Annotated in this window: 15 protein-coding genes and 1 pseudogene; 11 read left to right on the top strand and 5 right to left on the bottom strand. The window is 71.9% G+C overall.

Going from position 1 to position 12,383, the window contains the following annotated elements:
• The first annotated feature begins 52 nt into the window (after nucleotides 1-52).
• The 5 genes from rpoN to MTDSW087_RS05900 all read left to right on the top strand — a co-directional run bounded on the left by rpoN (nucleotide 53) and on the right by MTDSW087_RS05900 (nucleotide 3,602).
• Nucleotides 53-1,651 carry an RNA polymerase factor sigma-54 gene (rpoN, locus tag MTDSW087_RS05920; protein WP_144761483.1) on the top strand — a complete coding sequence of 533 codons (1,599 nt, stop codon included), beginning with the start codon at nucleotides 53-55 and terminating at the stop codon, nucleotides 1,649-1,651.
• A gap of 119 nt (nucleotides 1,652-1,770) precedes the next feature.
• On the top strand, nucleotides 1,771-2,364 hold the full coding sequence (gene hpf, locus MTDSW087_RS05915; RefSeq protein ID WP_144761481.1) for a ribosome hibernation-promoting factor, HPF/YfiA family: 594 nt from the start codon (nucleotides 1,771-1,773) through the stop codon (nucleotides 2,362-2,364).
• Between the two features lie 138 nt (nucleotides 2,365-2,502).
• Nucleotides 2,503-2,970, top strand: coding sequence for a PTS IIA-like nitrogen regulatory protein PtsN (gene ptsN / locus MTDSW087_RS05910; RefSeq protein ID WP_144761478.1), 468 nt, complete (start codon nucleotides 2,503-2,505; stop codon nucleotides 2,968-2,970).
• Complete coding sequence (locus MTDSW087_RS05905; protein WP_144761475.1) at nucleotides 2,967-3,302, top strand: hypothetical protein; 336 nt, start codon at nucleotides 2,967-2,969, stop codon at nucleotides 3,300-3,302. Before ptsN ends, MTDSW087_RS05905 begins: the two co-directional genes overlap by 4 nt.
• Before the next feature lie 27 nt (nucleotides 3,303-3,329).
• Nucleotides 3,330-3,602: a YARHG domain-containing protein gene (locus MTDSW087_RS05900; RefSeq protein ID WP_144761472.1), complete on the top strand. Its 273-nt coding sequence runs from the start codon at nucleotides 3,330-3,332 to the stop codon at nucleotides 3,600-3,602.
• Between the two features lie 116 nt (nucleotides 3,603-3,718).
• Here MTDSW087_RS05900 and MTDSW087_RS05895 read toward each other — a convergent pair whose 3' ends face one another.
• The 3 genes from MTDSW087_RS05895 to ftsE form a co-directional block, all read right to left on the bottom strand.
• Nucleotides 3,719-4,495, bottom strand: coding sequence for a YdcF family protein (locus MTDSW087_RS05895; RefSeq protein ID WP_144761468.1), 777 nt, complete (start codon nucleotides 4,493-4,495; stop codon nucleotides 3,719-3,721).
• A 183-nt stretch (nucleotides 4,496-4,678) separates the two neighbouring features.
• Nucleotides 4,679-5,704: a cell division protein FtsX gene (locus MTDSW087_RS05890; RefSeq protein WP_244948373.1), complete on the bottom strand. Its 1,026-nt coding sequence runs from the start codon at nucleotides 5,702-5,704 to the stop codon at nucleotides 4,679-4,681.
• Entirely contained in the window at nucleotides 5,704-6,402 is a 699-nt protein-coding gene (gene ftsE, locus MTDSW087_RS05885) for a cell division ATP-binding protein FtsE (RefSeq protein WP_144761465.1), read from the bottom strand. The genes MTDSW087_RS05890 and ftsE overlap by 1 nt, the downstream gene beginning before the upstream one ends.
• 188 nt (nucleotides 6,403-6,590) lie before the next feature.
• On the opposite strand from ftsE, the gene MTDSW087_RS05880 reads away from it, so the two are divergent.
• The 5 genes from MTDSW087_RS05880 (at nucleotide 6,591) to MTDSW087_RS05860 (ending at nucleotide 9,474) form a co-directional block, all read left to right on the top strand.
• Nucleotides 6,591-7,379, top strand: coding sequence for an MJ0042-type zinc finger domain-containing protein (locus tag MTDSW087_RS05880; protein WP_144761462.1), 789 nt, complete (start codon nucleotides 6,591-6,593; stop codon nucleotides 7,377-7,379).
• A 65-nt stretch (nucleotides 7,380-7,444) separates the two neighbouring features.
• Entirely contained in the window at nucleotides 7,445-8,014 is a 570-nt protein-coding gene (gene hpt, locus MTDSW087_RS05875; protein ID WP_144761458.1) for a hypoxanthine phosphoribosyltransferase, read from the top strand.
• Between the two features lie 236 nt (nucleotides 8,015-8,250).
• Nucleotides 8,251-8,616, top strand: coding sequence for a response regulator (locus MTDSW087_RS05870; RefSeq protein ID WP_142586208.1), 366 nt, complete (start codon nucleotides 8,251-8,253; stop codon nucleotides 8,614-8,616).
• Nucleotides 8,617-8,731: 115 nt separating this feature from the next.
• The gene (locus MTDSW087_RS05865) at nucleotides 8,732-9,058 is read left to right on the top strand and encodes a hypothetical protein (protein WP_144761455.1); all 327 of its coding nucleotides are present in this window, start codon (nucleotides 8,732-8,734) and stop codon (nucleotides 9,056-9,058) included.
• Nucleotides 9,059-9,129: 71 nt separating this feature from the next.
• Nucleotides 9,130-9,474 carry a hypothetical protein gene (locus tag MTDSW087_RS05860; protein WP_144761452.1) on the top strand — a complete coding sequence of 115 codons (345 nt, stop codon included), beginning with the start codon at nucleotides 9,130-9,132 and terminating at the stop codon, nucleotides 9,472-9,474.
• A gap of 46 nt (nucleotides 9,475-9,520) precedes the next feature.
• On the opposite strand, the gene MTDSW087_RS05855 is transcribed toward MTDSW087_RS05860, so the two are convergent.
• Both MTDSW087_RS05855 and MTDSW087_RS05850 read right to left on the bottom strand, forming a co-directional pair.
• On the bottom strand, nucleotides 9,521-11,194 hold the full coding sequence (locus tag MTDSW087_RS05855) for a formate--tetrahydrofolate ligase (RefSeq protein WP_144761449.1): 1,674 nt from the start codon (nucleotides 11,192-11,194) through the stop codon (nucleotides 9,521-9,523).
• Nucleotides 11,195-11,443: 249 nt separating this feature from the next.
• The gene (locus MTDSW087_RS05850; RefSeq protein ID WP_144761447.1) at nucleotides 11,444-11,662 is read right to left on the bottom strand and encodes a heavy-metal-associated domain-containing protein; all 219 of its coding nucleotides are present in this window, start codon (nucleotides 11,660-11,662) and stop codon (nucleotides 11,444-11,446) included.
• A gap of 259 nt (nucleotides 11,663-11,921) precedes the next feature.
• Between MTDSW087_RS05850 and MTDSW087_RS05845 the strand changes: the two are divergent.
• A pseudogene (locus MTDSW087_RS05845) lies at nucleotides 11,922-12,383 on the top strand (EAL domain-containing protein); the annotation flags it as partial.

Raw genomic sequence — 12,383 nt, 5'->3', positions numbered from 1 at the left:
CGACGGGCGCAGGGTCCGCGGCCGGCCGTCGTCGGAAGAGGCAGGGGTCCGCATGAGTCTGTTGCAAAGACTCGAGATGCGCCAGGGCCAGGCTCTGGTGATGACGCCGCAACTCCTGCAGGCGATCAAGCTCCTGCAGCTCTCGCAGCTCGATCTCGCGGCCTATGTGGAAGCCGAGCTGGAGCGCAACCCGCTCCTGGAGCGCGTCGAGGGCGCGAGCCCGGACGGCGCCCCGGAGGCGCAGGAGGCCGCAGCGGAGGCGCGCGAGCGCTTCGAGGACGGGTCCTTCTCGGGCTCGGACGAGGCCTGGTCCGGCAGCGCCGAGCTCGATCCGGGCCGCGGCGAGATCGATACCGGCTTCGAGACCCGCCTCGACAACGTCTTCCCCGACGACACGCCTCCGCCGGCCCGCGAGGCGACCGCCGGCGACATGCTCTCGCTGACGCCCGCGCCCTACGGCAGCACCGGCGGCAGCTTCGATGCCGAGGCGCCGGATTTCGAGGCGACGCTCACCGCTGAGACCTCGCTGCGCGAGCATCTCGCGAGCCAGCTCGAACTCGCCACCCCCGATCCGGTCGACCGGCTGATCGGCGGCTTCCTGATCGATGCGGTGGACGAGGCCGGCTATCTCCGCGAATCCCTCGACGGCGTGGCCGAGCGGCTCGGCGCCTCCCTCGACCGCGTGGCCGGAATCCTGCGGCTGATCCAGGGCTTCGACCCGTCCGGGGTCGGCGCCCGCGACCTCGCCGAATGCCTCGCGATCCAGCTGCGCGAGAAGGATCGTTTCGACCCGGCCATGCAGGCGCTGGTCTCGCGCCTCGACCTCGTGGCCAAGCGCGACTTCGCCGCCCTCCGCCGCCTCTGCGGGGTGGACGACGAGGACCTCGTCGAGATGCTCGGCGAGATCCGCCGCCTGGAGCCGAAGCCCGGCCGCGCCTTCGGCGCCAGCGCCGTCGAGGTGCTGATCCCGGACGTGTTCGTGCGGCCTGCGCCCGACGGCTCCTGGCTGGTGGAATTGAACAGCGAGACCCTGCCGCGGGTGCTGGTGAACCAGAGCTACTATGCCCGCGTCTCGCGCGGCGCGGCGAACGACACCGACAAGGCCTTCCTCTCCGATTGCCTGCAGACCGCGAACTGGCTGACCCGCAGCCTGGAGCAGCGGGCGCGCACCATCCTCAAGGTCGCCACCGAGATCGTGCGCCAGCAGGACGGCTTCTTCCTGCACGGCGTGACGCATCTGCGCCCGCTCAACCTGAAGACCGTGGCCGAGGCGATCGGCATGCACGAATCGACCGTCTCGCGGGTCACCTCCAACAAGGCGATCGGCACGAGCCGCGGCACCCTGGAGATGAAGTACTTCTTCACCGCCGCGATCCCCGGTGCGGCGGGCGCGGCGGCACATTCCTCGGAGGCCGTGCGCTACCGCATCAAGCAGCTCGTCGACGCCGAGCCGCCGGACGACGTGCTCTCGGACGACGCGCTGGTGCAGAAGCTGCGCAGCGAGGGCGTCGACATCGCCCGCCGCACCGTGGCCAAGTACCGCGAATCCCTGCGCATCCCCTCCTCGATCGAGCGCCGGCGCGAGCGCTATGCCCAAGGAGGCGCGCAGGGCGGCTCGGGCGGCGGCGCGGGCGCCCTGGCGCTGCGCTGAGCAGGGGCGGACGCGTGCACCGGGGGCCTGCTGTTCCGAGCCGGCTCACGGGCGCGTTGACTTCCGCAGGCGCGGCTCCTTAACCTCATGGGCCACGCAGTGCGTTGACCGGAGGAAACATGGGGGCTTTGCGCGTCACAGGCCACGGCCTGGACCTCGGAGAGGCTCTTCGCAGCCGTGTCGAGGATCGGATGGCGGCGACGCTCGCGAAATACCTCGACAGCCATATGAGCGGCTCCTGCAACGGCCACGTCACGCTCCGGCGGGACGGCACGGGCTACCGCACGGATTGCGTGCTCCACCTCGTCTCCGGCCTCACCATCGAGGCGACGGGCGCCGACCACGATCCGCGCGCGAGCTTCGAGCAGACCGCGGACCGGCTGGATAAGCGGCTGCGCCGCTACAAGCACCGCCTGAAGGACCACGCCGCCGCGCAGACCAACGGCGCCGTGGAGGCGGCCTATGCGGTGCTCGCGGCCCCCGCCGAGGACGAGCCGGACGCTGCCGAGGAGGATGGCGCCGACCATCCGCCCATCGTCGCCGAGAGCACCAAGACCCTCCAGCGCCGCTCGGTGAGCGAGGCGGTGACCGCCCTCGACCTCACGGGCGCGCCGGTGCTGGTCTTCGTTCATGCTGGCACCGGGCGCATCAACGTCGTATATCGGCGCAGCGACGGCGCCATCGGTTGGGTCGATCCGCCCGAGGCGGGCTGAACCGAGGCGCCGGGCGGGAACCGCCGGTCCGTCCGGTAATTGACGATCAGGGGCCGTCTGCGCGGAAGACGCCGGCGGTCCTTCGTGACGGTTGCGGGGTTCGCCGTCGAACCCGGCCGAAGGGGCGACGGTCCTTCCATGCCAATCCTGGAGTTCCTCGATCCGGATTCCGTGGTGCCGGCCCTGCGCGCGCGGACCAAGAAGCAGGTTCTGCAGGAGCTGAGCGCTCAGGCGGTGCGCCGCCTGAGCGGCCTCGACGAGCGCGAGGTCTTCGAGACCCTGCTCCAGCGCGAGCGGCTGGGCTCCACCGGCATCGGTGACGGGGTCGCCATTCCGCACGGCAAGCTGCCGGGCTTCGATCGCCTGTTCGGCCTCGTCGCCCGCCTCGACAAGCCCGTCGACTTCGAGGCGCTCGACGGCCAGCCGGTCGACATCGCCTTCCTGCTCCTCGCCCCCGAGGGCGCCGGCGCCGACCACCTGAAGGCGCTCGCCCAGGTCGCCCGCGTGCTGCGCGAGCCGGGGATCCTGGAGCGGATCCGCGCGGCGCGGGATGCGAGCGCCCTCTACGCCCTCCTGACCCACACCTCGGCTCCCCAGGCGGCATGATCCCCGTACTTTTGCGCCGTGCGCTCCTCGCCGGGCTCGTGCTCGGCCCGGTCTCCGCCCATGCCCAGGCCGGTGCCGACGGCACCTGCCCACGCGACGTGCTCGTGGCCCAGTCGATGCAGCGGCAGGCCATCGACCAGCTCGAACAGGCCGACGGCGACGATACCAAGACCTGCCGGATCTGGCGCCGCCACGTCGATACCATGCGCCGCGTCGCGAGCGTGTACGGGCGCTGCCTGTCGGGCTCCGAGCGCAGCGAGCGGCTCGCCCAGGTCCAGGGTTCGGAGCGGGAATTCTCCGCAGCGATCAAGAACCGCTGTCGGGGCTCCTGAAAAGTCCATACGGGGGAGGGGGGAAGCATGCTGCGCAGCGCGCTGGCGGGTATCGCCGTGGTCTCGGGCCTGGCCGCAGGGCCGGCGCGGGCGGAGTTTCCCTGCGACGAGCTCTGGGCCGAGCGCAACGCGGTCTACAAGCAGGCCGGCTACTGCTTCCGCACGACGCGGGCGATCCGCGCCTTCGGCAATGCCGGCTGCCAGTACGACGAGATCGCGGACGTGCCGCTCTCGGCCCGCGACCGGGCGAAGGTCGCCGACATCCAGCGCCAGGAACGGTCCAACGGCTGCGCACCCTGAATCCGGGTTTCGAAAGGGGTCACCCCTTTCGTGGGGTGTCGGGGCGAAGCCCTGACGGGGGATCCCAGGGCTCCGCCCTGGACCCGCCGAAGGGATGATCCCTTCGGAATCCCGGATCAGTCGATGCGGCGGGGGAGCGGCTCGGCGACCATCTTCACCGGCTTGCCGCGGCCGATCAGGATCGCGGCGCGGGACTGCTCGGGGTCGTCCTCGAAGCGGGTGCGCAGCCAGGCGGCCACGAACTTCACGTATTCCGCCGCCAGCAGCCGCGCCGTCCCGGGGCTGCGCCACCAGCGGCCCGCGTCGAAGCCTTCGGCGATCACGGGATGGGGCACCACGCCGTCCGAGCCCTGCAGGGCGTGGTCGAGCTCGATGAGCGTGCGCGGCATGTGGTAGTTCGAGGTCACCACCGCGACCGTCCCGAAATGGTGCCGCCGCATCCAGCGGCGGGTCTCGATGGCGTTGCCGATGGTGTTGCGCGCCCGGTAGTCGAGGTCGACGCAGCAGGCGATCCAGTCGCGCTGGGTCGGGTTGAGCCGGGCGATCTCGTCGCGGCTGGTGCGCTCGTTGACCCCGGTGATCAGCAGGCGCCGCCCGTAGCCGCTGGCCAGGAGGTCGATGGCGTCGCCGATCCGCTGCGCGCCGCCGGTGAGGGCGACGATGCCGTCGGCCCGGCCCTGGGGCACCCGCTCGCTGCGCTCGAGCATCCCCACGAAGCCGAGGAAGCCGCCGAGGATTGCGAGGGCGGCCAGGCCCGTCCCGGCGGCGAGCGCCGCGAGCGGCCCGCGCCGTCCGGCCCGGGGCTGCGCCGTGCGCTCGGCACGGGCTCCGCGCGCGACGTCCCAGCGCCAGCCGAAGGGCTCGGCGAAGTTCGGATCGAGGGCGCGCGTCATACGCGTGGACATTCTCCGACAGGATAGGGGCGATTGCGGCGGCCCGGAGGCGGGCCCCCGCAGGGCGCCGGTGCGGTCAAGACATTGCGCGTCCCAGAGGTTGACGAATGGTTAACGCGTTCTCGTCCCTGTGGACGCATCACGCTTTGCGCGGAAATCCCCAGGCGGGCGCGGGCCTTCGCATCAGGCGAGGAAGCGCCGCACCGTCAGGCGGGAGACCACGCCGGTCACCAGCGAGGCGATCACGCCGATGGCGAGCACGCTGGCATAGCCGCGCCAGCCGACGCTGAAGGCGCCGAACAGGGCCTCGATCTCGTCGCCGGCCGGCCCCGAGCGCCAGGCCCGGGACAGGAGGCCCGCCAGCGCGAAGGCGAGGAGGGCGCTGCCCGCGCCGATCGCGCCGCCGCGCAGGCCCAGGCCGAAGAAGCGGCGCTGGAAGGCCCGGGCGATGAAGTCGTCGTCGGCGCCCACGAAGTGAAGCACCTCGACCACCTCCTTGTTGCCCGCCATCGCCCCGCGCGTGGCGAAGGCGACGGCGAGGCCCGTGGCGACGAGGACCAGCGCGACGATGCCGATGCCGACGCCGACGAAGGTGTTGGCCATGGTCGAGAGCCGCTGCAGCCAGAGCACGTGGTCGTCGAGGCTGGCGACCCCGGGCAGCGCCTCGGTGAGGCTCGCGCGCAGGTGCTTCAGGTCGGGCGTGGGCGTGCCGAGCTTCAGGGTGATGAGGCGCGGCACCGGCAGGTCGGAGAGGTCGAGGCCGCTGCCGAGCCAGGGCTCCAGCAGGCGCTCGGCCTCGGCCTTGGAGAAGGTCCGCGCCTCGGCGATGCCTGGCTCGGCCTTCGCGATCCCCTGCGCCTTGGCGAGATCCGCCTCGATGTCGCGGCCGGGGCCGGGCCGGACCTGGATCGTCACCTCGCGGGCGACGCTGCCCTGCCACTGGCCCGCGCTCGTCGCCACCATCTCGGCGGTGCCCGCGCAGAGACCGGCCAGGAAGGTGAGGATGGCGATGACCGCCGCGAGCGAGCGGCTCGCGGCCGAATCCGTCGGCACCAGGGCCGCGTTGCGCCGCAGCGGCAGGCCGGGATCGGGCGCGGCCGCCACCGCCGCGCGGGCGGGCGCCCGCTCCGGGGCGCTCCCCTCGGCCGATAGGCGCTCCTCGGCGGGCGTCTGGGGCGCTTCCGGGCGCCGGGTCGTCGGATCCACCATCACTCCTCGATTCGCAGGCGGCCCTCGCCCAGCACCATGCGGCGGGCGGGCACCGCGTCCATGATGCCGAAATCGTGGGTGGCGATGATCACCGAGGTTCCGAGCTTGTTCAATTCGAGGAACAGCCGCAGCAGGCGCCGGCCGAGGCCGGGATCGACGTTGCCGGTGGGCTCGTCGGCGAGCAGCAGGTCCGGGCGGCCGATCAGCGCGCGGGCGATGGCCGCGCGCTGCTTCTCGCCGCCGGAGAGGAGCGGGGGCAGGGCGTGCATGCGCTCGCCCAGCCCCACCCAGCGCAGGAGCTCCACCACCTCGGCCCGGTAGCTCGTCTCCGCCCGGCCCTGCACGCGCAGGGGGAGCGCCACGTTCTCGTAGGTGGTGAGGTGGTCGAGCAGCCGGAAATCCTGGAACACGACGCCCATGCGCCGCCGCAGGGCGGTGAGGCTGCCGCTGGAGATCCCGCTCACCTCCTCACCGAACACCGAGACGACGCCGCGGGTCGGGCGTGCCGAGAGCAGGATCAGGCGCAGCAGCGTGGTCTTGCCCGCGCCGGACGGGCCGGTGAGGAACTGGAAGGAATGGGGCGCGATGCGGAAGCTCACGTCGGACAGCACCTCCGGCCCGAGGCCGTAGCGCATGCCGACATTCTCGAACTGGACCACCGGCACTTCCGCGCCGGGCAGCAGGCTTCCCGTCTTCACCGGTCCGTCACCTCAAGGCCTCGGCCTGCCGGGATGAAGCCCGGAGCCGGCGTTTTCAAGCCCGTGCCGCGGAATCCCTGGTTCCGCGCGGCCGCGGCGCTTACCGGAGCTTAACCGCGTTCGCTGACACTCGCTTAAGAAGTTCCGCGCCCAAGCCCGGGCCGGCTCCGTCCGAGCGTCGCCCGCGCATGCTGATCGTCTGCCCCACCTGCGCCAGCGCGTACCGGGTCGAGACCGGGCGCCTCGGCATGGAGGGGCGCTCGGTGCGCTGCGCCGCCTGCCGCGAGACCTGGTTCATCACACCCGCCGACGTGCTGGCCGCGCACGCGGCCGAGCTGGAGGCCGATGGCGGCACGGCCGCTCCCGACGCGCCCTCCGACGCCGCCTGGGCTGAGGCCTCGGCGGCCGTGCGCAGCGCCGTGGGCGAGGACGTCGTCGACAACGTGCCGGCGGAGCCCCCGTCCGCGCCGCGCCGCCGCAATCCGCAGAAGCGCGTCAAGACATCCACCAAGCGCAGGACGCTCTCGCCCGCTCTCGCCGCCGGGCTCGCCCTGCTCGCCGCGCTGCCGCTCGCCTGCCTCGCCCGGACCTCGGTGGTGCGGGCGATGCCGCAGAGCGCCGGCCTCTACGCGCGCATCGGCCTGCCGGTGAACCTGCGCGGCCTCGAGATCCGCGACGTGGTCGCCTTCCGCAACCCCGCCGAGGCCGGGCGCCCGGCCGAGCTCGTGGTGGAGGGCGACCTCGTCGGCCTCGCCCGCGGCTCGACGCCGGTCCCGCCGCTCGCGGTCGAACTGCGCGACGAGGCCGGCACGGGCCTGCGGAGCCTGCAGATCGCGGCGCCGCGCGCCAGCCTCGCCGCGGGCGAGACCGCCCGCTTCCGCGCGAGCTTCGCCGACCCGCCGGCGAAGGCGCGCGGCCTGCAGCTGCGCTTCGCCGAGACGGCGCCGGCGGTCGCGGATCCGGCCCCGCCGCACTGACGCGGGGCCCGCGCCGGCCGCGAAAAGACCGTGGCCGCATGCGTGAAAAGATGGTCTAAGGCGGCATGACCACACCTTCCCGCCGCGTCCGCGTCCTGTTCGACGAAGCCGCCATCGCCCGGCGCAACGAGGAGATCGCCGCCTCGATCGTCGCGGCGAAGCCTGAGAACCTGCTCGTGGTGGCGGTGCTCAAGGGCAGCTTCATGTTCGCGGCCGACCTGCTGCGGTCGCTGCACCGGGCCGGGCTGTCGCCGCAGGTCGAGTTCGTCCACCTGTCGAGCTACCGCACCAGCACCGTCTCCTCCGGCCAGGTCGAGATCCTGCGCGACGTCCAGAGCGAGGTGCGCGGCCGCGACGTACTCCTGATCGACGACATCCTGGAATCCGGCCGCACCCTGGTCTTCGCCAAGGACCTGCTGATGGCCCGCGGCGCGCAGCGGGTGCTGACCGCGGTGCTGCTGGAGAAGCCCGGCAAGCGCGCCGTGACCATGGATGCCGATTTCGTCGGCTTCACCTGCCCCGACGTGTTCGTGGTCGGCTACGGAATGGATGCGGCCCACGCCTTCCGGCAATTGCCCTTCGTGGGCGTGGTCGATTTCGACAGCACCGACGCCGATCTGTTCGACGGGACCTGATCCCGCGCGGCGTCTGCGCGCGGACGATATCCGCCATCCCGAAGGGATCGGTCGCATGTCGCAGGAGCGGGCTGGAACCGGCCGCCGAGCGCGGCATTTTTGCCTCCGGGCCGGTTCTTGCATCGTCGCGCACCGGCTCCCGGACAATCCCGTCTTGACAGACGGCCCGGTCCATCGGTGTCTTTCGAGTGATCGCCGGTCGGGCGGTTCTCACGGCAGGGCGAAATCGGACGGACATGGCGCGCATCCTGCTCGTGGATGACGAGGAGACGGTTCGGGGCTTCCTCAAGCGGGGCCTGGAGATCGACGGCCACGCCGTCGTCACCGCGATCGACGGCAGCGACGGCCTCGACCGGCTGAACGAGGCCGATGGCGGCTTCGACCTGATGCTCACGGACATCCGCATGCCGCTGATGGACGGCATCGCCCTGGCGCTCGCTGCCAAGCGCGACTTCCCGAACCTGACGATCCTGCTGATGACGGGCTTCGCCGATCAGCGCGAGCGCGCCCGCGGCCTCGACGCCATCGTCACCGACGTGCTGACCAAGCCCTTCTCGCTCGCGGACCTGCGCGCCACGGTGAACCGGGCGCTCGCGGCCTGACGGAATCCCTGCGTCCTTCACGCCGGCTTAAGCATGCCGGTTAGGACCGAATTCACGAAGCGCAACCTAACATAGGTTTGCGGAACGGTCCGCACGGGTGTGGTTCGCGCGATCCATGAACGTCAACGAGCGCCGATACGCCGATAGCCGCGACGAGCGGGACCGCGACGATGCGTGGGACGACAGGCGCGCCGCACGCCCGCGCCGGGGGCCTCTCTCGCGCCTGTTCGGGCTCGTGAAGCTCGCCCTGTTCCTGACCCCGCTGGCCTTCCTGCTCTACGGCTACGTCCTCGCCGATTGCCGCTCCGGCGGGCGCGGCCTGACGTCGAGCGGGGGGCTCGATCAGTTCCTTCAGGCCGGCATCTGCGCCCGCGACGAGATCGTCGGCAACGCCGCCTCGCTCCAGGAGAATCTGAGGCTGATCCGCCGCGTCATCGACTGATCCGGGCCCCTGCTGCGACAGGCCCGCCTGTCGATGAGCCGGCTCACCAACGCTGTCGAAGAGGTTGACCCATGGCGCTGCTGCCGCCCGACCCCGGTGAGGCCGGACGATTCCATGAGCGCATGACGCGCGCGGGCGCGCCCGGCGCCGTGCGCGGCCGGCGGGCTCCCAGCGGGCGCCGGGGCGGCCTGCGCCTCGACTGGAAGATCTGGCTGGCGATCGACGCGGCCGGCCTGCTGGTGTTCGTCACGATGATCGCGGTGTGGCCACCCCTCAGCACCTGCCGGACGCAGGCTCGCGAGGTCGGCCTCTATGCCGGCGACTCGATCGAGACATGCACCCGCCGCGGCGTGGCCGAGCGCCTCGGCCGGGCGGACCAGCGCATCAAGATGCTGATCCGCGGCTCGGGCCAGTGAGGCGAGGGCCGGCGGCGCCGGCCCCAGTCTCTTTCAGAACAGTCTCTCAGAACAGGCCGTCGATCTGCCCGTTCGCGTCGAGGCGGATCGTGTCGGCGGCCGGGACCCGGGGCAGGCCCGGCATGGTCATGATCTCCCCGCAGATCGCCACCACGAAGCCGGCGCCGGCCGAGAGCCGCACGTCGCGCACCGCCACCACGTGGCCGTCCGGCGCGCCGATGAGCGCGGGGTCGGTGGAGAACGAGTACTGGGTCTTGGCCATGCAGATCGGCAGGTTGCCGTAGCCCTCCTTCTCGAAGGCGGCGAGCTTCTGCGCGGCCTTGGACTCGATCTGGACGTCGGCCGCCCCGTAGAGCTTGGTCGCGATCGAGCGGATCTTGTCGGTGAGCTTGGCCTCGGTCTCGTAGGCGTAGGAGATCGGCTGCGCGCCGCCCTCCGCGAGCCGGACCACGGCATGGGCGAGCTGCTCGGCGCCCGCGCCGCCATCCGCCCAGTGCTTGCAGGTAATGGCCTCGATGCCGAGCTTCTCGCTGCACAGCTCCCGCAGCTTGGCGTGCTCGGCATCGGTGTCGGCGTAGAAATGGTTGACCGCCACCACCACCGGCAGGCCGAAATTGCGCACGTTCGTCACGTGGCGGGCGAGGTTCGCGAAGCCCTTCTCCAGGGCGCCGATATTCTCGGAGCCGAGGTCCTTCTTGTTGACGCCGCCATGCATCTTGAGCGCGCGGACCGTGGCGACGATGACGACGGCCGAGGGGCTGATCCCGGCCTGACGGCACTTGATGTCGAGGAACTTCTCGGCGCCGAGATCGGCGCCGAAGCCGGCCTCCGTCACCGTGTAGTCGGCGAGCCGCAGGCCGGCGCGGGTCGCGATCACCGAGTTGCAGCCATGGGCGATGTTGGCGAAGGGGCCACCATGGATGAGGGCCGGGTTGCCCTCCAGCGTCTGCACGAGGTTCGGCTGCAGCGCGTCCTTCAGGAGCACGGTCATCGCGCCCGTGGCTTTCACGTCCTTCAGCGTGACGAGCTTGCGGTCGCGGGTCTCGGCGATGACGATGCGGCCGAGCCGCTCCTCAAGGTCCTCGAGGTTCCTGGCGAGGCAGAACACCGCCATCACCTCGGAGGCCACCGTGATGTCGAAGCCGTCCTCGCGCGGGAAGCCGTTGGCGACGCCGCCGAGGGACTGGTTGATGGCGCGCAGCGCCCGGTCGTTCATGTCGACCACGCGGCGCCAGAAGATGCGGCGCACGTCGATGTTGAGCTCGTTCGCCCAGTAGACGTGGTTGTCGATCAGCGCCGCGGCCAGCGAGTGCGCCGAGGTGATGGCGTGGAAGTCGCCGGTGAAGTGCAGGTTGATCTGCTCCATCGGCACGACCTGCGCCTTGCCGCCGCCGGCCGCCCCGCCCTTCATGCCGAAGCAGGGGCCGAGCGAGGGCTCGCGCAGGCAGATCATCGTCTTCTGGCCGATGCGGTTCAGCGCGTCGCCGAGGCCCACCGTCGTGGTGGTCTTGCCCTCGCCCGCGGGCGTCGGCGAGATCGCGGTGACGAGGATCAGCTTGCCCTCGGGCCGGCCTTCCAGGGAGCCGATGAAGCCGTGGTCGAGCTTGGCGATGTGCTTGCCGTAATTGTGCAGTGCCTCGTCCGGGATGCCGAGCTTCTCCGCGACCTGCGCGATCGGCTTCAGGGTCGCCGCGCGGGCGATCTCGATGTCTGACGGCATGGTTTCCTCACCTTGGTCCGCACGAGGCGCTTTGTTGTGCGTCGTGTCGCCAGCGGGCTCGGGTTCCCGGCCCGGCCGGATGCCCGTGCGTCCGCATCGCGACCGTGCTTGAAGCAGGATCGACGCAGGATCCCGCCAGTGTGCGTCAAGGCGCGGGGAAATGCGCGTCGAAATTTTTCGACGCGCCCGCAAATTAACTTTCGCTGATTTTCGAGGCGCTTCGGGCTCGCGGCGCGCTCCGGACAGGCCTCAGCCGGTCATCGCGGTGGCGGTGTAGCCGGCCTTGGTCAGCGCGTCGGCGATCGCGAGGCTCTGCGCCCGGGTTCGGATGGCGACGCGCCCCTGCGCCCGGTCCACCGCGACGGTGGCCTCCGGATCGAGCCGGCGCACGGTGCGGCGCACCGCCTCGGCGCAGCCGTCGCAGGTCATGCCCTCCACGCGCATCAGGAGGTCGGCGGTCTCGTCCATGGGCGCTCCCATCGTCGCTGCCGGATGGATGTCGGCATCCGCGCGCGGGCCCGCAATCCCCCCATGCGCCCCCCATGCGCCCCTCGGGCGACCGCGGACTGTCACCGTGGAATGTCACACAGCGGCGAATTCCGCGTTCGCGCCGAGCCGCCCGCCTTGCCGGGCCGGCTGCCCTCGGCGACAACGGCCGGTGCTCCCCGATTCGGCAGGACCGGTCGGGATTTGTCCCGCGTATCTCGTGTCAGGTGCCAGCCTAGCGATGTTCCGGTTCCTCGGCCGGCATGCGAGCCTCTGGGCCTTCGGGCTCCTGGCCGCCGTCGTGCTCGGGCCGCTCGCGGTGTTCCTGCCGCAGGCCGGGGCGCTGGCGCTCGCCGCTCTCGCCGGCCTCGCGGCGCTCGCCGCCCATGCCCGCGCCGCCGCCCTGAAGGCGCGCTGCGACGTGCTCTCGCGCGAGGTCGACACCCTGTCCAAGCGCCTGCTGCGGACCGAGGCGGCGGCCGGCGCCCTCGCGCAGCCGGAGCCCGAGCGGGCGCTCGTCTCCGACATTGAGGATCTCTCGGTGGAGATCGGCCTGCTCAGCGGCATCGTGCGCGACCTCACCGCCGTCGTCACGGCGCAGGACGAGGAGGTGGCCCGCCTCAAGGCCGCCGCCAGCGCGCCGCCCGCGCCGCGGCCTCCCCCGCCGGAGCCGCCGGCCCCCGCGCCGCGCTTCGTGGCCGCG

The organism is Methylobacterium dankookense (genome assembly GCF_902141855.1).
In the GTDB taxonomy this organism is placed as follows: Bacteria; Pseudomonadota; Alphaproteobacteria; order Rhizobiales; family Beijerinckiaceae; genus Methylobacterium; species Methylobacterium dankookense.
The sequence above is the reverse complement of the archived record's forward strand: the minus strand, read 5'-3'. Positions and strand labels throughout refer to the sequence as shown.